Origin of the sequence: Aureliella helgolandensis, assembly GCF_007752135.1 — a bacterium.
Taxonomy (GTDB): Bacteria; Planctomycetota; Planctomycetia; order Pirellulales; family Pirellulaceae; genus Aureliella; species Aureliella helgolandensis.
In genome coordinates, this window is sequence record NZ_CP036298.1 from 2155322 (window position 1) to 2179340 (window position 24019).

The following is a 24019-nucleotide window of genomic DNA, read 5'->3' on the forward strand; positions in this document are numbered from 1 at the left end:
GCCAGTTAGCCAGCAGAGCGACGCCTTAGTCGAAGCGCATCCGTTAGGCCTCATTTCAATTTTCCAACGAAGAGTAGTAAGGATGTTCCTATGAAAATTGCCAAGATCTTGGCTCGTTCCGTTGTCTGGCTCATCGTAGTGGTAGCTAGCCTGAACGGTACGGAGAGCGTTGCTCAAGAGAACCATGAGCGCGCTGCCGTACATAACGATGCGGCGATGAAAAAGGCGGAGCAAGCAGTTGCGGAGTCCCTGAAAACGCTTTCCCCCGCCGACCAAAAATTGGTCAACTCTCAACGATTTTGCCCCATGATGCCTCATGGTCGTTTGGGGGCGATGGGAACGCCGATCAAGTTAAGAATTGGCGACAAGCCAGTCTTTGTGTGCTGTGAGGAGTGTATTGCGCAAGTCAAGAAAGATAGTGCAGGGACGTTGAAGCTGACGGCCAAATTGATTGCTGCATCGGCCGAATTGGCCAAACTTGACCCTGCGGAACGCACTGCGATCGAAGCTCAGAAGTATTGTGCGATCGCCAGTGGCAGCATCCTCGGTTCCATGGGGGAACCCATCAAACTGCAGCTCGACGGTCAGCCCGTCTACTTGTGCTGTGCTGGCTGCACGCAGAAGGCTCGGTCTAATCCGGCAGCTACGCTCGCCGCTGTCGAGGAGCTGAAGAAAGCTGCCATCCAACATGGTCAGAATCTCGCCGGCCATGCCACCCGTTCCAATCAATAGACCGGTTGAGGCAGCCGATGTGCAACGCTGGCTCAGGGCCGTAAGCGGTTAGAGCTACTCTTCAGACGCGGCCCGTTCTTGTCGGGTCGCGATGGGAACAAAGCCGATTTCCAGTCCCTGCGGAGGCGTAACGAGAAGTGCCGGATCGAGATCTGCAAGTTCGCCTCGCGTTGGGGGCGGGAGATACTCGCCGTCTTGAGTCCACGACCGGTGAATCATTTCAACTTTTCTCTGCATCTCCGCGCGTTCCTCTGGCGTTAGATCTGCATTGAGCAACGCAGGTTGGTCCGCGAAACGATACCAGGAATAGGTCAGGACACTACCGTCCCCGAGTTGAGCCTGGAAGGGGCCCGCAGCGGGACCGGGAGTCTGCCACGAACTGGTGGGGTCCTCGGGCGTCACATAGGGTTCCGCACTAAGATCTACCGAGCGTGGGAATTGGACATTCGCCAGGCCAGTCTCGAGGGGGACATCGCTGGGGGGAATCGCAACCCATTGCTGATCGCCTTTGTCATTCTTAGTCAGTCGGAAGTATTCCGGCAATTGTGTAAGCGTGCCGTCCGAGGTTTTCGTCTGCGTGACCAGGTCTTGGTTCCAACGATAGCCGTAGGTGGAAGAATCCAGATTGATGGGAGTCGCAAACCCCGTCCAGTCAATTGCAATCTTTTGTTCTTTGGGAGTGCCCTGAGGGTAGAGCCTCCACGTCGATCCACCGCGTGGTTCGAAGGCTTGCACGACGGAAGCCTCGCTATCGACTTGGCCGCTAGCGGGAACGCCACCGTCAAACCATGACTGAACGGCATCCCAGAGGGCATTTTTTTGGTAAGCGACAACGCGATGCACGACGGGAGAGTTGCCTGCTTGATCGCTGGGGAAGGAGGTTGGCGCAATTCTTGCGTAGGTCAATCCGTTCGCATCTTCTGCTTGAAAAGCGGGAATGTACTGGGTTTCCATCTGAATGGCTTTGTTCGGATTGGCCGGTCGTGAGTCTAAAAACTGTCCGGCCAATGAAGCGTCTTTCAGCGACGGTTTGGTCCAAAAGTGAGGCGTGAAGAAAGCCACGGGCCCTTTGAAATTGCCCGTGTTCAAGAATAGTGTCCAGCACTGATCTCCGGTCGGTACCTGTTGGCCCGCTGTCGTCTCTTTGGCATCGGCCAATGGCAACGGCAAGTACCCGTAACCGAACAGTTCGCCGCTGGTGCCTTGTTTCAGATTCAAACCATCTGGTGGCCACACGACATGTTGGCTCAATTGTGCCACGCCATATTTGCCATTGGGCTTCGACCAGTCTCGTCCCTTGCCGGCTCCCGGACCGTTGGCCCATTCGCTGAAACTCTTGGCCACGCCCCCCATGATGAACTTGGGGGTCTCGGTGGCAAATCGAGTGTCGCGCCACCAACCCAATCCACCTTCAATATCGCTATAGGTTTCCATGCTACGTGGAGAATCGGACTGTGCGAACATCCAGGTTCCGAACAAGCCCGTCTGAAACCTCCGGCCTGGATAATTTTTTAGCAACGGCCAGGCGGTCACGTAGACCGAGAAACCACCATCGTATTTCTCGTCAACGCGCTCGTGCGGCACCAATAAGTATCCCGCCATCTCCGCTTCGCGAGGCTCCGCTCTGACTTGCCCATAGCCAAGTGACTGTGGGGCCGCCAGGATCACGCAAATGGAAATTTTCCAAATTAAAAACTTGTGCAATTGCAGCATGGCTGGCTCGTTAAGACTCAAAATTAGAGAATGGCTACACCAAGCATTGGCGTGTTTGGTGGCAAGCGGGCAGTTCGGGCGATTGATTGGATTCTATCATCCTGGTTAGACCGCAACAGCCGACGTTTCTGGCTGGACAGACAGGACCTGGTCAATTTAGGTTGAATTATTATCTCTGCCGCTTTGTTCACACTCCTCAAAGATTGGCTGCTCCTTGCTAGGAATGGCGATTTTCGGGGACGCGGTGGGCAACCCGAAACTGCCGGGGCGTCATCCCCACGCGTTTACGGAACTGCTGAGTGAAGTGGCTCTGATCACAAAATCCATGGGCGAGTGCAATACTGCTGATGCTCTCGCCTATTTTCAATAGTGATTCTGCCGCGGCCTGAACTCGAATTCGCAGGATGAGTTCATAGGGAGAAATTCCAAGCTCTTGGTTTACTTTGCGGTTGAGAGTGCGTTGCGAAACGCAAATCCCTTTCGCAAGCTCCTCGGTGGTGCTGACGCGATTCCGGTTTTGCCGCAAGTAAGCTACCGCCTGCGTACCAACACTGTTGGGATCGACTACCGTTTGGTTCAAATCCCGGCGAGAAACTCCCATCAGTCCAATCACCTTGCCGTTCTTTCCCAGCAAGGGGACTTTCGTCGTTAGGGACCAATCCGGCCTGCCCTTCTCATCGAGCCATATCTCCAGTCGATTCACGAGAGGCTTACCGGTTCGAAATACCCAGGCGTCGTCCGCCAGGTAGGCGGCCACCAAATGTGCGGGATAGAACTCGGCATCGGTCCGCCCCACAAACTCCGACTCGTGCTTCATCCCCAATCGCTCGAGCACCGAATCGCTGACCGTCACAATGCGGCCTTGGCAATCTTTCACAAAAAATGAAATCTCGGGCAGATGCTCAAAAATGGTGCGAATGACCAAGGCGTCAGCTAGTTGGTCGATAAATTGGGCTTGGAAGTCGGTGTGCAGCATGGCCAGATTGTAACATTTATTGGCCACAAGTCACAAGCCAACGGACGCTGGCGAGAGCACAATAATCCCCTGTACCAAGTCGTCTCTTTGGAACCGCTGGTCGGCAACCGTCGCCTTGTGTTCGAAGAACGCGGACTGCCCTCAGCTATCCCCTCCAGGGGCTTAGGACCGTCGGAACAATAAGTGTCGCCAGCTCGCTCCGTCGATCGCCATTTTCCCGAACGAACCGGCGGAGCGGTTCGGCGACTATCCGCCAATAATTGTTCCGACGGTCCTTACCGTCTTGAGGGCTGAACAATTTTCCTAGCTCAATACGAAAGTCGAAATCCTCTCCTATGATTCAGGCAAGCATATTTCGCGAACTGTTCTTCCTTAGTTTCTACGGGGTGATAGCGTTAGCTGCAGGGGCTCCAGCACTGGCCGAAGACTCCTTTCGCCCACCCGCAGTGCCGCTGATTGCCTGTGACCCGTACTTTAGCGTTTGGTCGCAGTCGGATAATTTGTGGGAGTCCAAGACGACACACTGGACCGGTAAGCAACATCGGATGGCGGCGATCGTGCGTGTCGATGGACAGGCGTATCGCTTGATGGGCGCCACGCCTCAGACGCTTGCCGCTTTGAAGCAAACGTCGGTGACCGTTCTGCCCACGCGAACCCTCTACGAATTTGCCGGTGCAGATGTGCGTGTAAAGTTGGTTTTCACCACCCCAGCGCTGCCTGACGACCTTGCGATCCTGAGCCGCCCCACAACCTACGTGACTTGCCAAGTCGCATCCGCCAGTGATCGCACGCACGAAGTCGAATTCTACTTCGATGCAGGCGGAGAACTGTCAACTGACGTATTAGACCAAGAAGTGACCGGTTCGTCGGTGACGCTTCCCAACGCCACAGCGCTCAAGATGGGGACGATATCCCAAGACGTATTGGGGCGGTCTGGTGACGATCTCCGCATCGACTGGGGCTACCTTTATCTGTCCGCCGCAAATTGCTTCAAGCCCAGTGTGGCATGGGGAGATGCGAATGCGCTGCGCGAAGCGTTCGGTGACAGTGGAAGTCAAGCACTCGCCGGTCAAGCCCCGCAGTTTCCCGTCCAAGCGGGTAGCCTCGTTGCAGCTGTCGGGATGTCCATGGGGGAGATCGGCGATCGCCCGGTTTCGCGATACGTGCTGGTCGCGTACGACGATCTATACTCGATCGAATACATGAAGCAAAAGCTAAGACCGTATTGGCGCAAGGACGGCTGGGAAGCAGACGATTTGATCGTCGCCGCCATCCGTGAGTACGAGACGTTGGAACAACGTTGCGAACAATTTGATACCGAGTTAATGACAGACCTCGAACGAAGTGGCGGCCGCGAATACGCAGAAATCGCCGCCTTGGCGTATCGTCAATGTTTTGCTGCCGGCAAGTTTGTCGCCGATGCAAACGGTCAGCCGCTTCAGTTCTGCAAGGAGAATCATTCCAACGGCTGCATTGCGACATCCGATGTTTTCTATCCCATGGCGCCACAGTTCCTGTTGTTTGGACCCACGCTGACGAAATCGATGCTGGTTCCATTCATGGACTATGCAGCCTCCGAACGCTGGAAATTCCCGTTTGCGCCTCACGATCTGGGGACCTATCCACTGGCAAACGGACAACGTTACGGTGGGGGCGAACAAAGTGAAGAGAATCAAATGCCCGTTGAAGAATGTGGCAACTTGCTGGCACTCTTCGGCGCCCAAGCCAAGATGGAAGGCAACGCAGACTTCGCGGCCCTCTATTGGGAACAGCTCAGCCAGTGGGCAGAGTACCTTCAAGACAAAGGCTTCGATCCAGACAATCAGCTCTGCACCGACGACTTTGCGGGCCACATGGCCCACAACGTCAATCTAAGTGCCAAAGCCATCTGTGGTCTAGGCTCCTATGCCATGCTGTGTGACATGCGTGGTCTAAAGGATGAAGCGAGCAAGTACCGTGATATCGCTCAACAATTTGCCGCCCAGTGGGTCACTGCGGCGCGGGATGGTGACCATTTTCGATTAGCGTTCGATCGTGAGGGAACGTGGAGCCAAAAATACAACCTCGTTTGGGATCGCCTGTTGATGCTGGAACTCTTTCCTCAAGATGTTTACGAAACCGAAATGCGTTACTACCGCAAGTCGCAGAATGCGTTCGGATTGCCGCTGGACAATCGGTCGGACTACACGAAGCTCGATTGGATTCTATGGACGGCTACTTTGACGGAAAATCGAAACGACTTCGATGCACTGGTGCGTCCGGTACACAACTTCCTCAACGCCACACCCGATCGTTCTCCCATGACAGACTGGTACTTTACTTCTACCGCCAGAAAACGCGGTTTCACCGCCCGCCCCGTCGTTGGCGGCGTCTTCATGAAGCTGCTGTACGATGCACCGGTTTGGCAGAAGTACGCAACGCGTGACGTGACTCAATCTTCCGATTGGGCTCCCATGCCTCGGCCCCCCAAGACGCTTTCACTAGTCGCTACGAGTGAGAATGCTCAAACAAACTACCGGTACACTACCAAGCGTCCGGAAGGTGACTGGTTCGCAGAGGACTTTGATGCGCAGCATTGGCAGCTGGGGCGTGGCGGGCTGGGCACCCAGCAGACGCCCGGTACCATCGTCAATACCAACTGGGATGGCACCGATATCTGGCTTCGCCGATCGTTTCAAATCGCATCACTTCCTGTGGGGAAAATTGCGTTGCGTATCTGGCATGACGAGGATGCAGAGGTCTACATCAACGGCCAATTCGTGCTGAAGTTGTCCGGTTACACGACCGAGTACGCTATGCATCAGCTTCCTGCCTCGGCATTGAAAACGGGCGACAACGTGATTGCCATCCATTGTCGTCAAACCATTGGGGGACAATTTGTCGACTTTGGAGTCGACGCGATTCTTTCCCCAGCTGTCACGCCGACCGTTCAAGAGTAAGCGAACAGCGTTAAGTGGGCCGCTCCAGTAGTTGCTGGCGTAGGGCATCCGAGCAATCTGCAAAAACGGTGTTTTTGAGTCCTCGACGGTCACTATAGACAATGGCTATCCCGCTACTTTGGAGCTTGCGCGGCCGAATTGAAACTTGATCCCAAGGGATCAAAGTCACTCCATCGATCGACATGCCTGCCTCAAAGAACTGGATTTGCCCTCCCATCGTTAGCCAGTCGACGCCAACCCAATGTGCGATAAAACCGACGGTGAAGAGTAGATAAGGCACCAGGCTATATACAACCAAGAAATTCGGAAGATCTATTTTGGCTCCTACTACAGTCGTCGCCACGAGCAGTGCCTGCAGAGCGATTAAGTGAACGAACTCGAACCATCTGGAGGATTTCTTCACACCTGGGATGTTTTCTGATTCATCTTCTAACTTTCCAATCAAGCTGCCAGAAACAGCTAGCAGTTGTTGGCGTTGTACCATCTTCGCTTTGCGCAAGAACTTTAGGCAGCAGAATGCTAAGCAGAGCGCTCCCACTTGGAATGCTGCTAATGTTGTCACCCAATACCACTGCGTGGCGTTCAACTCCCGGAGGAACGGGGCCCCGAAGGAAAATGCAATGGCGGTCGCACTCAGCAAGACGAACAGATCAAACAGGCTAAGCGGTTGTCTCGCTGTATTGGGGATCGGAGTGTTTGAGGATCTAGCCACAGTAGAGTTTCTCCATCCGTTCACGGCTTGTGGGAATCGTAACCCGCCGCATCTCGGCTTGTTGAAATATTAACTCGCAGCTTGAGCAGGGGCAATCTGGCTACCGCTGCAAGTCAATTAGGAGGGAGCTCGGTAAGGCTGGCACGATTAAATCGACTTGCCGGTCAGCAAGGCCGGACCAATCGTCGCTGCAAATCGTTTCGGCGGGGGCGATTTAAGGATTGAGATTGCAAGCGAAATGACAATACGTCCAGCCTGAGTGTTTCCCAAAATTCTAACTGACAAATCTTCGAGAATCACAGTTTCCCCACAGCCACAGCCACTCCTACTCCTACTCCTACTCCTACTCCTACTCCTACTCCTACTCGTGCTCGTGCTCGTGCTCGTGCTCGTGCTCGTCCGCAATCCAGCATTCTTACTCGAGGAGTTTTGATTGCGGGTTCCGGTTGGCTGAGTGGCGAGTGCAATTAGAACAATCACATGGATAAGTGGAGAAACTTAAACCTCCAGACCCTATCGCCTCCGCTTGCAAAACATCGCTCCTGATCGAGTAAAAGCATCGATAATATCGACAGGCCGCTGGGGCCTGGCCGTATGCGACCTATCCTGCGAGGGCTCAAATGGCGGGGGCGATCTCCCGCGGGCGTCGTTCGAGATTCCCGGGAGCGTGAGGGACACCAACGCTCAATCAAAGCGGGCGTGGCGTGTAGGGACTGGAGCCTCAGGGAAACCACTCCACTGTCCGGCTCGGATTCCTGTATATTGAGGGGATGCGCTGGGGCGACGCGCTACAGGCTGCCACTGTGCCTGGCTCTTTCAAATTGTCGACCAGCCGAACGAAACCGGGGAGGACAAACAATGGAGTGGTCCATTTTGCTAAGACGACTTTTTGCCATCCTGCTCGTACTCGCATTTGCGATCCACTTGCCAGCAGCCGATTTTTCTCTCAAACCTCTACCCGAAGAGAGAGCGGCGATTGCCAAGATTGTCGAGTTGGGTGGCAGATGCGAGATCGATGATTGGGGGCGAGTATGCAAAGTCAATTTGGCATATTCCTTCAGTTCGCTAGGAGTGAGGAGCACAAATCATAAATTGGATTCTGATGCCGCCTGCGAACTTCTCACTCCCTTTGTCTGGCTGCAAGAACTTCTACTCAGTCCGTCGCAAGTCTCGGATGACGGCTTAAGGCATCTCGGGGAATTGCTGCATCTGCGAGAGCTTAAAATTGTGGACGCCAAGTATCGTTTTGGCCGCTCTACGCCGACCATCAGTGATGCGGGAATACAACACCTGGCCGGACTCACAAAACTGGAGGTATTTCATGCCCCCAATACCCGCCTTACCGACGCGTCCATGCAAATCTTAGGCGGTTTCGATGCGCTCCGAGAAATTGACATGAGGGGATGTCCCATTACGGATCTTGGCCTTGAGCACATCTCGCGCCTAAAACACTTGCAGGTCTTGCACCTTGCGTCCGCCAGCATGTCTGCAAGAGGACTAGAGAGGATTGTTGGAAATCCCATCCGTTCACTGTTTCTGTACGATTGCAATATTGACGATGCCGCTCTAGTTCATATCGGCCAAATGACAGAGCTCGAAGACCTTTGGCTGGGCAGAGCGAAGATCACCGATGCGGGCGTTGCGGCTCTGGCGGACTTGGATCTGCTAAGCCTCGGCCTGGCCGATACGCCGATCACGGACGATTCTGCCGGGACGATTGGATCGCTCACGAACTTGCGCCGCTTGCTCATTAGCGGAACGCACATGACGGAGGCAAGCACACCGGCTCTGACGAAGCTGACGAAGCTTGAATCTGTTGCATTGCCGCAGTACTTCGACAAAGATTCAATCGCTGATCTCGTCAGCGCACAACCTGCACTTAGGATTTCCGGGCATTGGACTCGGCAAGTCTATGAGGATATGCAGCAAATTGGCCAAGCGCTACTGCATTACAAAGAGATGAATGGAGCCTTTCCGTCGACTGTCTTAAACGACGAGTTCGGCCGACCTGCATTCAGTTGGCGGGTGGCAATTCTGCCGCTGCTTGGTGAGCAGAAATTGTTCGACAAATTTCGTTTCGATCAACCTTGGAATAGCGAACACAACCTCATGCTGTTGAAGGAAACGCCCGCAATCTACGCTTGCAAGAGCACGCACAGCCAACGTAGGGTGAGGGAAGGGAGCACTTTGTACCAGGCAATTGTCGGTAAGGATACCGTCATGGAAGCGACCGAACCCGACCAGTTGCCTCAAGGTCGAAATGCAATTGTTCTGGAGACGAGCTCGCAACAAGCCGTTCCGTGGACGGCTCCACAAGACTTCGATTCTTCCAGTCCAACAGTGTTGAAGGATCTATTCCAAGACGACTCACATCTTTTCTTGCTCCTTCAAACCGGAGAGGTAAGGAGTTACAAGAATGACTTAGGGCAAGCTGAATTTGAAATGCTCATTCACCACGAATAGGTGGACCGGCTTTCGTTCGCTCCGCTGAGCTGTTTGCGAGCCTAAATGTACGCAAGGGGAATCTCCCGGTGAACGAATTGAACCGCAGACTGTGCCTCGACCAGAATCGAGGCTAAATGTTTTACAGGCAGCTAGGTTGCTCTGGGCGATTCGCGGGCCTCCCGACTGCGAAAACCATCTGAGAGGATGCCGAAGAAGCATCCGCAGGCAGAGCCAATGCTTTTGTTCAAGTCAAGTCAAGTCAGTCAGTCAGGGGCATGGCCCCTTCCACTGTCCAACAGCGAACATGAGTGGAGCCCTAGGAATGAATGCGATTCAGCACGGCGGCTGGAATGGGAACGTCGCTGACCAGCGTTAGCAATTGGCGTTTCAATGGCAACTCGCTACGGTAATTCGTGAGAGCGGTTCGCTGACGCTGCGAGATCTTGGCTGCGAATGGAGTTTGGAAAAATCCCTCGAGGGTATTGCACCGCCGGAGTACCTCGGCAGCAGCCGCTTTTCCCAATCCAAAGCACCCTGCAATCCCATCGCTCGTATCGCCCACAATGGCCCGGTAGTCGATCCACTGCATCGGCTTCACGCCATATTTGTCCAGCAGTCCTTCTGCGGTGATGGCGTCGAACGACAGGCGGTTTGGCGTGACGCGTTTCATGCCAACGACCTGGCTGACGATTCCGGTGACCAACAATTGATGTAGATCGCGATCGGCAGAGAACAGAATCGCCATTTCCCCCTCATCGTGGGCGATCCGGACCATGGAAGCGATGCAATCATCCGCTTCGAATCTTTGGCAACCAAACGACTCCGCGCCAGATTCGTCGTCGACCAGTTGCCGTGTGATTGCAAGGCTATCGTAGTACCCTTCCGGTTTGTCGCCGCGATGGGCCTTGTACTGGGTGGACAGCGTGTGCCGAAAGGTTGGCCCTTCATCCCAGCAGACGACAGCCAGGCTGTGTGGTATCTGTTCCAGGACGGTCTGGAGTCGTCGCTGAAACGTAGCCGCCGCCTCCGAGGGGGTGGCGTAATGGCACTGCGCAAACCAATTGTTCCCATCGATCAGCAGATAGGCCATCCGTCACGTTTCTCTGTTGGGGGCGGCTAGTTGGGACTGAGAACTTGGGCACCAGTTAACCAGTGCCCTTAGGCGAATCATCAACGAGGTATAGGGAATGCGTTCCATTGGGCAGCAGCGCCAAGGCCCTGCCGCCAGTTCGCCGATCGCTGATTAGATAAGGGCAAACGGCAACCGTCTACCGGTAACCTTAAGGTCTTTGTCGATCGACACGCATTGAATACCAACAGCCACCGCCAAAACCCGCACACCCGCGCCAACACAACAGATTATCCTACGTAAGGACGCCGTTCAGTTCCACTTGCCTATGAGACGGCGTTTGCGAGTAGGGCACGATTTACTGGATAAATAGGGAAACCTTGTCTTCCGGAACCACCGGATTCGGCCAGCGCCTCAATACGATGATTTCTCGAAACAACACGCCGCCGGTATCGTAGATGGTTTAGTACCTATTCTCCGAAGGCGTTCTGAAACGCAAGATCCAACTTATGAATATCCGAGCCTTAGCGGTGCCGCTCTAGAATCCTGATTTGCAAGCGGAATACCGAACAGTCGATTGGTCGATCCTAGCCGCTCTAGCTGGCTTGGAACAACCACGACACGGCTAACTGTTCCGAACTGCGTTTTCTACTTGGTCAGGCGACCAGGCACCTTCGTGCAATGAGTAAAGTGGGCGCCCCTTAAAAGCCTGGCCGTCCAGTTCTGGGCGGATGTCGGGCCAGCGGCCAATAAAGGTGCCCCGTGCCGCCGACTTGCGGCCTGCTAGCCATGCAGGACTTCCACCATCCTTTCCAAACCACTCTTTTACCCGCTCGACATCCTGCGAGCTTTCTAAACGTCCGATGAACTTGGTGCTGCAATTGCTGAAAATCTGGTAGTCGACGGAACGCGGGCTTTGGGTACAGATTAAACCTGAGACACCAAATTTTCGCCCTTGAGCAAACAGTCGGATGAGCGGATCCTTTGCCGGTGGTTTGCTGCTTCCTGCCGGAGCGAAATCGCGTGCTTCATCCAGGTATACCAACAATTTGGCTTGACCGTTGTTCGAAGGTGCCGTAACCATCCAGCGATAGAGTTCGGTGGCTAAGGAAGCGACGAAGAACTGTTTCTCTTCGTCGTTGGCAAGTGCATTCAAGTAGATCACGTTGAGTGGCGTTTTGCCTGTCTGCGTAGGTTTGCAAAAGTCGTCAATATTTAAGGGAGTTCCCTCGCGAAATAGTTTGGCGCGAGGACCATCAAACAATGTCCGCAATTTCCGCCCAAGTCGAGTTCGCTGCGATTTGGGGAGATAGCAATCGGGATCCTCCATCCCGACATCTGCGGGGGAGTTGACTGCATGGGCTAAGTCTTTTAATGCGAGTTCTGCCCCTTGGCCATCACACTGGACTAACATGAGTTTAATGAGTCTCATCAAAAACGTACGCTGCAAATCTGCATCTCCGCCAGCGTTGGCAAGACTGATCAAATTCGAGATAGTGGAACTCAGCATTCCATCACGTTCCTCGCTACGACGAAGTGGATTCGAAATACTAGCTAGTTCAATCTCGGATGGGAAACGAATTGGATCGATACTCAGACGCGTCGCGTGCGAGGACCCTGGGGTGTAGATGCGAGGTTCGACTCGGTTCCGGAATTCAGCTAGCTCATCAGCAGGAATGCGCGAAGAATCTTGTGTGGCATGTAGGAATTGAACCAAGTCCCCCTGCGGATCAATCGCCAAGATCGGCACCCCCTGCCGGACAGCCTCTTCGACGATTACCTTAGCCATCCAAGTCTTGCCACTTCCTGCTGCGCCAACGAGTGCTACGTGGGATGGAAGCACTTTCAAGGGAAGGTTGACCGTAACACCGGATGCCGTCTGTCCCAACCGCAGATCTGTACTCGTTAAGGTTTCTGCAGGTACATGAGAGTGAGGGATGAGCGGCTTGCACTCAGGCGGAGGGACAGCGCTGTCGCCGTCTGTTGCGAAGTTGGCCGCATCGCTATAAGTTGGAAGCGACTCTGGGGTGCGTTTCTCTGTTGTCGGGGCAGGTCGCCATTTTGCTGGTTCAATCTGTGTTTCACAACAGGGAACCGAGCTTTCGTGGCCTTGCTGCGTTTCTTCTGCTCGATTGGGTTGATGCCTTTCCACGATGGGTTCCGCAAGATTACCCTTAGCAATTTGGTCTCTCCATAGAGTCTGCTGGTCTCCCGTTTCGGTGGGGCCTAACCGTGTTGTGCATACATCCTTGTAGCGGCAGCTCAAGCAGTAGGATGCGTTTCCCGGTGGGTGCATTCCCTGCTGTGATTGAGGATCGAAATTTTGCCAATCGACCATGGAAGATAGGAGATCGTAGATTTCGTGACGGCGAGCGTGTACCTGCTCCCAGGTCAACTCGACCATTTTTCGCTCAGGATGCAAGTAAAGTAGTGCTACATCAGGCTGTGTGCCATGTTGCTGATGGTGCATGAGTGCATACACGCAAACTTGAAATAGATCGGCTTCGATACTCTTTCCGGGAGTTAGCTTGTAATCGATGATACGACGACTATCTCGCCGCCAATCATAGAACACATAGTCCAACTTGCCGGTTATATGAACTTCGCGAGCGTTGGGGCCAACATGGAACGTTACATCAACATCTCGCCGTCGATCTCCAAAGACCTCCGCCAGTAGGCTGTTCAGGGCTGGCTGTCGTTGCATGCCTAGATTAAGCACATGCGCAACCTCCAAACTGTAGGCGGACAAGGCTTGTCGAAAGTTTTCTAACTCCTGTGGTTGGGCCTTCATCAAATGTGCGTTGTTAACGTAGTACTGGATGAGCCTTTGTAACTCACGGCCGAGCGCCGGAACTGAAGGACGAGCTTCCAGTATCTTGTAGAGGTCCGGTGATCGATGAGCGGAATCGTTGAACTTTTCTACAGCTCGGTGGAATAGAGTTCCTAAAGCACTGGTCTCGGAGGAATCATCAAACTGCCAAATTCGCGTAATACGTGGCTTCTTGAGATTTTGAGAGCGGGTAGCCGATGCATCCAGATGCAATAGTCTCGCGCAGGCGGCGGCTTGACGAACTTGCGTTACACTGAAATGTACTGGTAGTGTTGAGGGAAGCTGGCCGCTAGGGAATGGTGCTGGTTCGTCCGCTGTTCTAGGTAAACTGACGAATGTAAGGTTGTCTTGAGGAGTAGCCACAAGTTGCCCACTGCGATGCAGTGCCAACGCTGCTTGCTCAATGTGATCCAGAATGTGATCGGTTTGATCCGAATCCAATCCCTGTCCGGTCACGTACTTGTCTGCCAGCTCGCTGGTAGTGGCTCCGTTGGTTAAGGATAGTTCGCCAAGGAGGAATTGCTCCAGCTGCAGGCGGAGGCTCTGGTCTTCCTCTGTATCGGAGGTGGGCTTCAACGTGGGCAAGCATTCTTCGGTCAACAACTCGCCCAACAACGCATGGTTCCGATAGCGATCCACTCGATGATGCGATTCGATGACTTGGTCCACGTCAATCGGTTGGGTATTTCCGTCGGGGAGCGTGACTTCAATATCACCTGATTGGGCGAGTCCAACCAGCGACTGCAGCGCATCCAGCTGAACATGGGCGCCGAAGCTTAACTGTCGAAGGCCGAACGCATTCTCGCCACGCAATCTCAACCCATTTAAGTATTCCTCTCCCTTAGGGCCAATTTTCAGGGGCAAGCGTTCTTCGGTGACGACCAAGGTGTGCTGTGGTGGGTGTGGATCTTCCAGCATCCGACGAAGTGCTACCGCTGTCGAGGATTTGCTGCCTGTGCCGAGGAACTTAATTCCAGTCGTTCTGAGTTCACCGTCCGGTGTCTTTTCTTCAACTAGCAAATCGTATGCAGGAGTACCTGTACGATTGCTTGCAGATAATCGTTCAAAATTCTGCAAGCTGTATCCGTACTCTTCTGCTACGCACTGGGCAAGCAATTGCTCGGTCAGTCCCAACAAATTCTCGGCATCTGCAGGCAGCGTTTCTGGATCCAATTTGCGTCGGCGACTCTGCTCGATCAACTTCCCTTCAATCTTGGAGTCGATCAATTGCATTCGCTTCTCACACGTCAGGGGTGCTTGAGGTTCGGACAAGTGTTTTTCTTCCGACAGGGACAGGCTCGATGCCGGCCATGCTGCCAACCACTCTTCGGGTGATGTCGACTTAATCTCGCCAGCTAGACTGCGGACGCGCTCCTGTGCCCAATTGATCACGTCCCGAGGTCGCAGTTCGAGTGCGTTGCCAATTCGCCCAGACAACCAGCGACGTCCCAACGGAAATAGTCGATCCATTGCTGTCAACTCTTGGATCTGCGGCAGGTCGGCAAAGGGGGCCAGGAAGGAATCCAAACGAACGGCAATCAACTGTTCTGCCTGGATGGGCGAAATCCGCCCAATTTCGATACGGATTTGGGCAATGCGATCCCAACTGGCGGTGTTTACCACGGTCGACTGCTGCAATTCTAGGATACGCCCACGCACTCCAGAGGTCACAACCAGTAGATTGGAGATGTGATCGATCATCCCATGGGCGAACCGTGCCCAAGCTGAAACTTGCTCCTCATTGAGATTGTCGACTTGATCAAAAAACATTACGAAAGTCATATTCGCTTGAGCAGCCAGATTGGCAATTGCAGCGATGACTGCTTCCACCCCTTGGTCGTCAGGAATAAGTGGGGCAACGCGTTGGGCAACATCCTCAGGTAGACCAATAGCCCGAACTTCTTCTCTGTCGAGATTATCGCCAGTCAACCATCGCAAGGCGAGTTCCGCAGCCTGGGGACTAGAATTATCGTTTTTTCGCCCACGGTAGATCGCTAGGAAGTAGGCGAACAGCATTTCATAGATGATCTCTTGATCTGAATTACCAGACTCGATTGCAGGTTTAATGTAGACGTTTCTGTACGACTGATAGACGGTGGCTAAAGTAGACTTAGGGACAGTGCCCCTCGCACGCTCAACCGTAGCAGCCATCAGCATATTGAGCTTTCCACCGTGCAGACCACCATTTCGCGATCGAGCGAGCTGACTCAAGATGGTTTTCAACACATATCTTGGTAAGCGTTCCGCACGAACCTGTACATTGTGAAGAAAAGTTACGCAGGCATCTTTTTGCAATTGGCTGGCAAGGCGAGCAATCAGATGACTCTTGCCGACTCCAGGTTCTCCCCACAGAATTGCTCCAATTCCGTCCGCACGCTTGGCCCGCTTTACGAGGTGTAAGATCTCTTCGTATTCGTCCGCATGAATCGCTTCGACATGGTGTGAAGGTAGTTGGGATCCTGCTTCACTAACTCGATTCACTGCAAATGGGCTAGAGAATTGTAAGTGCCGAACGAAATTGGTCATCTCGGATTGCGGCGAAATAGTAGTACTCATGAGCTGATCCTTTGGGCGTATAGTAGCAATGAACCGGCTTCAACAATGCCGGCTTCACGTTGTTGGCAAGAAACATCGCTGCGATTCTCTGCTCCCGACAATCGGTAGCGTCGAGCAAGGCGAAGTTTGCGCAGCTCCGCATCGAATTCTTCACGCGAATACGCTGATAACGCAGTTCGCAAGTTGTCGAGTGACACAAAGTTGTATCCCCCCTGAGCTTGATCCAGCTGGGTGAATGCGGATTCGAACACTGAATGAAAATGGAGGCGGGCTAAGCCTGACTTAGGTTGTTCTTCTGGCTGCGCAGCCTCAATAACAACCGGACCATGCGTCTGTACATTCCAGGTCTTGCGAATAGCGTCGCGCCAAATTTTGGGCTCCAAGTCCTCAAGTCGAAACAGACGGAATCGGCCACCCCTCATGGCAATAAATCCAATTTGCTTCGGAAGCGTGCCGCTTTTCATGCGTTCTTCGACCGAGGCGCGAAACTGTCGTTGCAGCTCTCCATGAGCACGAGTCGTCACCGTTTTCACCAGTTCGGCCACGGTATGAGCTTTGGTCTTCTTACGAGAACAGACTTCCAGCACATAGGACAGCGTATGTTCGGACTTCGCAAGCATTGCAAGGTCTTCAACCAATGCGATAGGGGAATCAGGCACGCTACTCTGCACGGAGATTGTCTTACTCATAAAGCTGCGGCTTCGTGCAGCCTTGAGGACTTCGCTGGGGCGCGCGGTCGCATCAACTTGGCTGGCCAATTGGGCCAGCGGCAATGGGTAGTGTGCCTCTTTACTATGACGAAGACTCTGCAAGCGTTGGAGCAAGCCTGTTGCCAAAGAATCGATCTTGGTCGTACTTGGCCGCCTGGCGTTACCGTCTTTCATGTCTTGCCCCGTAGCGATTGTTGGCGTCAATTATCCCTCTGGTGTAATCCCCTCAAACATAGGGCACTACTAAGCTAATGCGGGGAGATACGTGCTGTTCTATCAGTACAGTCGTTGATCAAGCATCGTTTTTCCAGCGCGACCGCTAGAAACGGTAGGATCGAAATATGTGGAATTGTTGAAAGGGTAGACAACATTCCATCCGCTGCATGACAGCAATTCTTCCCTAGGCCTAAAAGCATGGCTCGCAGAAAGGCACGTCCGCGTGCTAAATCTAGAGCTACAACGCCTCCAATGCCGACGTCTATCGACGAGCATGGCACTGGCTGCCGTAGAGGACGCCCCGACGAACAGCATCGTTACATTCGCCGACATCGTCGACGCTTTATTCCTGTCAGTTCCTCGAGTCGAATCCATCGACTTTTTAGTTCTTGGTAAGCTTAACGACAAACGGGCTTGGTAGTGGAACGAACACCGTACTGGGAATTCACCAAACAAACTGAATCGCCACGCTCGGGGAGCGTGGCCGAGGTGTCCCTGCAGAGTATGTAAAACACGTAAAGCCGTTGATGGGAGGGCCAATTGCCTTTGAGATTTGTGCGCAACGCTGAGGCCGCGGATGAAACAGGTGCGCGTTCTAAGGCTGGGGGTGAGACGCACGACGCATCGGTTTCCCTGTTGACCAAGCACGGTGACGGGGGCTGTGTCTGGTGCTGGTTCAGCCTCTATTTCGCTCAACGCTACCGTCGAGACAACTCGGGGGGGACTCCCAGAGGATCCGGTTTCTAGCATTCCCAAGTATGAGTGGGAGATGCGCTGCCCGACGCAAACTAAATCTCGACTTCGGTCGCGTCCACCGGCAGTTTGCGGCTCATCCATAACGGGGTTGCGATGAACCATGCGATCGTGCCGCCCAACGCCAACCACTTCACGATGTCCAACTCCATGGCGCCTGCGAAGAAGAGTAGACAAGGGACAATGACTGCGCCTAACGCGAGTAGAGAAACAACTTTTGTCGGAGCATTCATGCGGTGGTTCCTTCATTAGTGGCGTGGTTTTGAGTGAACTTACTGAGCACGAGGTAGAGCACTCCGCAAGCAACCCAGCATGGAACCACGGCGTAGGCGGCAAACAACCCTTGCTGGAAAATCAGATAGAGGCCGATGGCGACGGGCAAAAGCCACGACACCATTACGGCGATATTCACTTTCGTACCGCTATGGACCGCATACTCGTCGCGGAGGCCAAACTTTTTCATCAAGTAGAAGTCGACGAAGATCACCGCTCCCATGGGGCCCAGAATCGTTCCGTAGGTGCCAACGAAATCCAGCAACTGAGCGGACAGATTGGGAAAGGCTCCGGCGATGGTCGCTACCGCACCGGCTACCAACGTCATCGCTGTCCGCGAACTGCTGGGCAGCACTCCCTGGAACGCCAGTCCCGCCCGATAAATTGTGGGGTTGGCCGTTGTCCAGCCTGCGATCACCACGCATAGGATGCCGGTCCAACCGAGCGATTGAAAGGCGAGTAGCCCTGGATTGGCTGCGACTTTTCCGTCGCTACCGAGCGCGAGTTCGGGCGTAAGTTTGATGAGGGCCGCCAGCAGCAAAGCCGCTGCGATCCAGGCCATGTAGTGCCCGAGGAACATTCCTATCGCAGGCGCCCAGCCAGAAGCCTTGCTGCGCGCAAACCGAAAGATCGAAAGATCCGCCATACCAAAATGCATCGCTCCATTGCACAACCAAGCGAAGACTACGATCTGCCAGAATCCAAACGACTGAGGTCCATTCTTGTCTTGGACAAAGGAAACTGCATCCATCCAGAATTTTCCTTCGGAGAATGCCGCCAGGCTGGTGGCCTCCATTTGTGCCAACGACACGATTCCGCAGGCAGCGAAGACGGCAATCATCCACGGTGCTGCAATATTCGCGACGCGGGCAACACGCTCGTACCCTCCAGCAGCAACGACAGCAATCACAACTCCTACGATAGCCACCAGACCGGTAAAGGATGGATTGCTTAAGCCAAACATTGACTCTGGAACATCGAACGCAATGCCAAACGGTACCCCGACGGCCGAGGCCGACACCGTGACCATCGCTCCCGCAAGAAAGCAGAACAGCAGGCCATTGACTAAGTTATAGAACTTGACGAGATTCCCTCCAGCAATCCGTTCCAATTGGTAATACAGCGTCATTCGCTTGGCCATTGCGATGGGAGTGACCAGAAAACGCCAAGTGAGGACTGCTAAGAAATTCCCTAGCAGCAAGCCTAAGACCAAGTCCTGCAGGCTTGCACCTGCCGCCAGAAACAACGGGCCGATCATAAACTCCGTTCCTGCCGCATGCTCACCAGCGTACATTCCCCAGAATTTTCCCGATCCAAGTAACGCTGCATCCGGAACTGGCTCGCGCTCAAACTCACCGCCCGAATTGGAATTGTCTTGATTCATTGAGATGTTGCCCTGTCGTTTCAAGTCATCTTGCCGGCGGTGTGGGAGGGCCGGACGCGCTTGCGGCCGTGATGTATGGTTAATTTAGATTGCGGCAGATTCACTTTCTCGGAGCTGCAATACGTCTATTTCATATTCTCGAACCTTTTCCAACCACTCCGCTCCCACGGGCACGCCCGATGTCTGACAATAGTGATTCCAAATGGCCCCCAGTGGCATTGTCTTTTGCTCTTCCAGCAAGGCGAGCCTAGCGGTGTAGTCGCCCTCACGCTCAAGTTGTTGCAGTTGTGCGGTCGGCTCCAACAATGCCGCCAGCATTGCCTTGAGTGCATTTCGAGTTCCGATCGCCCACGCCGCCACACGGTTAATGCTGGCGTCGAAAAAGTCTAGACCGATGTGTACGCGGTCCAAGTAGTCGCCACGTACGATCTCTTGCATGATTGCTTGCAGCTCATCGCTGTACGTGACCACATGATCGCTGTCCCAACGGACTCCGCGACTGACGTGCAATAGCAGCTCGGGGACGTACATCATGACGGATGAGATCTTGTCGGAAATCACTTCGGTGGGGTGAAAGTGTCCAGCGTCAAGGCAGAGGACTTTGTTCCGCGATATTGCATAGCCCAGGTAGAATTCGTGTGAGCCAACTACATAGCTCTCGCTACCGATTCCGAACAGTTTGCATTCCACGGCATCGAGCGTGTAATCTCGTGATAGTTGTTCTGCAAATATCTCGTCCAACGATTCCGCCAAGCGTTCGCGAGGAGCCTTTCGATTTGCTGGAGAATCCTTCAAGCCATCAGGCACCCAGAAATTGTTGACACAGGGATTCCCTTGCGCCTGCCCCATCGCTGAAGCAATTTTGCGGCAGGCGATACCATGCTCGATCCAGAACTGCCGTATTCCCTTCTCGGCGTGAGCAAGCGTGAATCCATTGGCTGCGTTTTTGTGCGAGAAGTAGCTGGGGTTGAAATCGAGGTTCACCCCCTGACTGCGTCCCCATTCGATCCAGCCCTGAAAGTGCTCGACACCGATTGCGTCCCGATCGACTGGACCATCAAACTCGCCATACAGTGCGTGCAAGTTAAGTCGGTGCTTCCCTGGAATTAGCGAATAGGCAAGTTCCAAATCACTTCGCAGCTCGCATGCGGTTCTTGCCCGTCCCGGGTAGTCGCCCGTTACCGCAAGTCCATTGCCAAGTGTACCGACGTTGCCTTCAAAGCCGACGACGTCATCGCCCTGCCAGCAATGCACCGAGATAGCCACTTTGCGTAACCGCTCCAATGCACGCGGAACGTTCACGCCCAACGCCTCATATTGTTCAACAGCCAGCTCGAAGGACTTTTGAAGATTTTCCGAGTTTGTCATGGAGCTTGCTGCCTATTGCCAAAGGAGTCGATTTCGTTGTTCAAATGTCACAACGCGGAGCCTATCACCGTGCACGACTGGGGCGGAATATTCGTTAGGTCGCGTAGTGATTTCAGACGCAGTTGCGAGTCGAAAAGGGGCCGTGAACTCGCCTGCCTCTGGCCTTCTTACCGCGAACTCCTTGCCCTTGCCGAAGCGCTCAAGGCACGCGTCCTATGCTGTTGGTGGAACCGGACATCGCCAAAGATCGCACTTCGCCCAAAAGAGCCAAGAGGCATCGCCGGATCTCGCCGTGATCACCGAGTTGCTAAAACTGCTCCGCGGCGAATGGGTTTAAACAAGATACCAGATTGGCCAGCCGGAAATCACGGCCTAGCAACGCAGTCGGAACTTGAACTCGAAATCGAACCTGAACGGCCGGCTGCCAAGAACGGGGCGGTACGGCTGGTGCGGGACTTGGCGACTTTGTCCGGTGGGCCTTGGACTACGACACGTCCTCCCTGCTCGCCAGCTCCCGGGCCGATGTCGATGACCCAGTCACTACTCCCAGCGACCTGCATATCGTGTTCGACCATGATGACCGTGTTGCCTGCCTCAACGAGCCCATTCAATTGGTTCATCAGCATCGACACGTCTGCTGGGTGCAGTCCAGTCGTCGGTTCGTCGAGGACGTAGAGCGTGTCGCCGCGTTGGGCACGTTGCAGCTCAGTGGCAAGTTTGATCCGTTGGGCTTCACCGCCCGACAGCTCCGTTGCGGGCTGACCGAGCCGCAGGTAGCCCAGGCCGACTTGCAGCAACGCTTCCAAAGCACGCTGTACTGGCGGCTCATCGGTAAAGAACTCGTGTGCTGATTCGACCGTCAAATCGAGAACTTCGGCAATGTTCTTATCTCGGTAGGTGATCTCCAGCGTCTTGTCGTTATAGCGCCGGCCCTGACACACTGGGCATGGGGTATAGATGCTGGGAAGAAACAGCAGCTCGACGCTAACGAAACCGGCTCCCTCGCAGTTCGGGCAACGTCCTTTGGCAACATTGAACGAAAAGCGACCGACGTCGTAGCGGCGTGCCTTCGCTTTGCGAGTCGCCGCAAAGGACTTGCGCACGTGGTCGAACAGGCCGGTGTAAGTTGCCAAGTTGGATCGCGGAGTGCGACCGATCGGCTTCTGGTCAACGGTCACTAATCGTCGGACGCAATGCATGCCGTCAGCAATCCGTCCGCCAGTCGCTGTTTCCAGTTCGCGTTCTAACAGATCGACTTCTCCAGTGGGAGCCTCGACAGATTTCTTCTGTCCCAGCGACTCGCTCACCAGTTCGACCAATGACTGGCTGACAAGGCTTGATTTCCCCGATCCCGACACGCCTGTAACGGTGGTTAGCACGCCCAGCGGGAACTCAACATCCAACCCCTGTAAGTTGTTACGCTCGATCTGCTCCAGCTTCAGCCAGCCTGTCGGCTGCCGAGGCACGCGTTCTGTCGCCCTATCGTCTGAAAAGAGGTACTGGCTGGTGTGCGACTCGGTGACGTTGCGCAGGCCTTCAATTGGACCATTGTAAATGACCTCACCGCCATGGGTTCCTGCGTTGGGGCCGATGTCTACGATCCATTCAGCGTGGCGAATGACGCTGACGTCATGTTCGACGACGAACAACGAATTGCCGGCTCGTTTGAGTTCATCCAGTGCACCCAATAAAGCTTGAGTGTCGGCAGGATGCAACCCAGCTGACGGTTCGTCGAGGACGTAGACCACGCCAAACAATTGAGAACGAATCTGCGTGCCCAATCGCAATCTCTGCAATTCGCCCGGAGACAACGTTGGCGTACTGCGTTCAAGCGATAGGTATCCCAAGCCCAGAGACGTGAGCGCTTCGACTCGCGCAAGAATGTCACTGGCAATTCGCTGAGCAACGATCGATTTTTCTCGCTGCAGGTCGCTTGCCTGCGGTTTGGAACGGGCAGCATCGCGCAGCCGTCGGGCGAGTTCCGTCAATGTCAATTGCGATAATTCACCGATGTCCAAACCAGCAAACTTGACGGACAACGACTCCCGTTTTAGCTTTTTGCCTTCGCAATCTGGGCATTCCGAAATCTGCATGAATTGGGAGACGCGTTTCTTGGTCCGATGACTTTGCGTGGTCGCAAACGAATGCAGCACGTAGCGTCGGGCACTCGTAAACGTGCCCATGTAACTTGGCGGTTCGTCACGTTCTTTCGCCTCGCTGACTTCGTCAAATTCGAACCTTGCATAAACTGGGACGACGGGTGTCTCGTCGGTAAACAAAATCCAGTCGCGTGTTGCTCGCGGCAGCTTCTTCCACGGTTTGTCGATGTCGTGTCCGAGGGAGACGAGAATGTCACGCAGATTTTGGCCTTGCCACGCAGGAGGCCATGCGGCGATGGCTCGCTCCCGAATCGTCTTCGTATCGTCGGGCACGAGCAATTTTTCAGTCACTTCAAACACGCGACCGATGCCGTGACACCGCGGGCAGGCTCCCTCCGGAGTGTTCGGAGAAAACGAATCCGCGTACAAAATGCTTTGGCCCCGCGGGTAATTTCCGGCACGCGAGTAGAGCATGCGCAGGCCATTGGAAATCGTGGTGACGCTTCCCACCGATGAACGGGCGGACGGCGTTCCCCGTTGTTGTTGAAGCGCAACGGCAGGAGGCAGCCCATCAATGGCATCGACGTCCGGTTCCCCAACTTGGTCGATTAAGCGACGCGCGTAGGGGGAAACGGAATCGAGAAAGCGGCGTTGCGATTCAGCAAACAGCGTCCCGAAAGCGAGCGACGATTTACCGGAACCCGAGATGCCGGTAAACACCACGAGTGCGTTGCGTGGCAGATCGACGTCGATGTTCTTTAAATTGTGAACGCGCGCACCCCGCACCTGAATGCAGTGGTCTGGGGCGCAAGGAACGTCTTGGGCTTTCTTCTTGGCGATTGTCGAATCTCTCTGCTGAGTGCCCTGCAAGGGGCTGAAGTGGATGCCTGTAAAATCGTTCAACCATTTCGACCTAGGTGCGGTGATTGGCTCGATCAGTAGCGAACAAAGTGCTGGCCAGAATGGTTGTCTTTTTGCCATTACAACAACCCACTCTTGTCCCATTGTATGGCGAGCTTCCAAGTCGCGGTATGGCTTTGCGGCATTAACTGATGGCGACAGTCCACTTTACATCCCGCCATCTTCTCAATAGCATCGCCCGCCGATGCGAATTTCGCAGCCGCAGCAAAGAGAGGTGTCAAGACTCCTCCTCCCACCCCCTCCTCCTCCCGCTCCAGTGAGAGCGGCACCGGCAGTACCCAATGATCTAGACACAGCCTTCAATTGTGACTGCACCTTCTTTA

At 54.2% G+C, this 24019-nt stretch carries 15 protein-coding genes; 4 read left to right on the forward strand and 11 right to left on the reverse strand.

Annotated elements, in window-relative coordinates:
* The first annotated feature begins 90 nt into the window (after window positions 1–90).
* The gene (locus Q31a_RS07560; protein WP_145076249.1) at window positions 91–732 is read left to right on the forward strand and encodes a hypothetical protein; all 642 of its coding nucleotides are present in this window, start codon (window positions 91–93) and stop codon (window positions 730–732) included.
* A gap of 54 nt (window positions 733–786) precedes the next feature.
* Here the strand turns inward: Q31a_RS07560 and Q31a_RS07565 are convergent, their stop codons facing one another.
* Entirely contained in the window at window positions 787–2445 is a 1659-nt protein-coding gene (locus Q31a_RS07565; RefSeq protein WP_231691110.1) for a hypothetical protein, read from the reverse strand.
* A gap of 217 nt (window positions 2446–2662) precedes the next feature.
* Window positions 2663–3448 carry an AraC family transcriptional regulator gene (locus Q31a_RS07570; protein WP_197356396.1) on the reverse strand — a complete coding sequence of 262 codons (786 nt, stop codon included), beginning with the start codon at window positions 3446–3448 and terminating at the stop codon, window positions 2663–2665.
* A gap of 308 nt (window positions 3449–3756) precedes the next feature.
* Between Q31a_RS07570 and Q31a_RS07575 the strand changes: the two genes are divergently transcribed.
* On the forward strand, window positions 3757–6360 hold the full coding sequence (locus tag Q31a_RS07575; protein ID WP_145076252.1) for a glutaminase family protein: 2604 nt from the start codon (window positions 3757–3759) through the stop codon (window positions 6358–6360).
* A gap of 10 nt (window positions 6361–6370) precedes the next feature.
* On the opposite strand, the gene Q31a_RS07580 is transcribed toward Q31a_RS07575, so the two are convergent.
* Window positions 6371–7072 carry a hypothetical protein gene (locus Q31a_RS07580; RefSeq protein ID WP_145076255.1) on the reverse strand — a complete coding sequence of 234 codons (702 nt, stop codon included), beginning with the start codon at window positions 7070–7072 and terminating at the stop codon, window positions 6371–6373.
* An 858-nt stretch (window positions 7073–7930) separates the two neighbouring features.
* Here Q31a_RS07580 and Q31a_RS07585 point away from each other — a divergent pair.
* Window positions 7931–9535: a DUF1559 family PulG-like putative transporter gene (locus Q31a_RS07585; protein ID WP_231691111.1), complete on the forward strand. Its 1605-nt coding sequence runs from the start codon at window positions 7931–7933 to the stop codon at window positions 9533–9535.
* Window positions 9536–9833: 298 nt separating this feature from the next.
* Here the strand turns inward: Q31a_RS07585 and Q31a_RS07590 are convergent, their stop codons facing one another.
* The 3 genes from Q31a_RS07590 to Q31a_RS07600 all read right to left on the reverse strand — a co-directional run bounded on the left by Q31a_RS07590 (window position 9834) and on the right by Q31a_RS07600 (window position 16856).
* Window positions 9834–10607, reverse strand: a complete 774-nt coding sequence (locus Q31a_RS07590; RefSeq protein ID WP_145076261.1) for a 5'-3' exonuclease — start codon at window positions 10605–10607, stop codon at window positions 9834–9836.
* A 604-nt stretch (window positions 10608–11211) separates the two neighbouring features.
* Complete coding sequence (locus Q31a_RS07595) at window positions 11212–15972, reverse strand: PD-(D/E)XK nuclease family protein (protein ID WP_145076264.1); 4761 nt, start codon at window positions 15970–15972, stop codon at window positions 11212–11214.
* Complete coding sequence (locus Q31a_RS07600; RefSeq protein ID WP_145076266.1) at window positions 15969–16856, reverse strand: hypothetical protein; 888 nt, start codon at window positions 16854–16856, stop codon at window positions 15969–15971. The genes Q31a_RS07595 and Q31a_RS07600 overlap by 4 nt, the downstream gene beginning before the upstream one ends.
* Window positions 16857–17121: 265 nt before the next feature.
* On the opposite strand from Q31a_RS07600, the gene Q31a_RS30000 reads away from it, so the two are divergent.
* On the forward strand, window positions 17122–17319 hold the full coding sequence (locus Q31a_RS30000) for a hypothetical protein (RefSeq protein ID WP_197356398.1): 198 nt from the start codon (window positions 17122–17124) through the stop codon (window positions 17317–17319).
* A 367-nt stretch (window positions 17320–17686) separates the two neighbouring features.
* On the opposite strand, the gene Q31a_RS07605 is transcribed toward Q31a_RS30000, so the two are convergent.
* From Q31a_RS07605 to Q31a_RS07625, 5 genes are all read right to left on the reverse strand, one after another.
* The gene (locus Q31a_RS07605) at window positions 17687–17884 is read right to left on the reverse strand and encodes a hypothetical protein (protein ID WP_145076268.1); all 198 of its coding nucleotides are present in this window, start codon (window positions 17882–17884) and stop codon (window positions 17687–17689) included.
* The gene (locus Q31a_RS07610; protein ID WP_145076270.1) at window positions 17881–19308 is read right to left on the reverse strand and encodes a hypothetical protein; all 1428 of its coding nucleotides are present in this window, start codon (window positions 19306–19308) and stop codon (window positions 17881–17883) included. Before Q31a_RS07610 ends, Q31a_RS07605 begins: the two co-directional genes overlap by 4 nt.
* Window positions 19309–19392: 84 nt before the next feature.
* Window positions 19393–20676, reverse strand: coding sequence for an L-rhamnose isomerase (locus Q31a_RS07615; protein ID WP_145076272.1), 1284 nt, complete (start codon window positions 20674–20676; stop codon window positions 19393–19395).
* 365 nt (window positions 20677–21041) lie between these two features.
* Window positions 21042–23756 carry an excinuclease ABC subunit UvrA gene (locus Q31a_RS07620; RefSeq protein ID WP_145076275.1) on the reverse strand — a complete coding sequence of 905 codons (2715 nt, stop codon included), beginning with the start codon at window positions 23754–23756 and terminating at the stop codon, window positions 21042–21044.
* Entirely contained in the window at window positions 23756–23965 is a 210-nt protein-coding gene (locus Q31a_RS07625; RefSeq protein ID WP_145076277.1) for a hypothetical protein, read from the reverse strand. Before Q31a_RS07625 ends, Q31a_RS07620 begins: the two co-directional genes overlap by 1 nt.
* Window positions 23966–24019 lie beyond the last annotated feature (54 nt).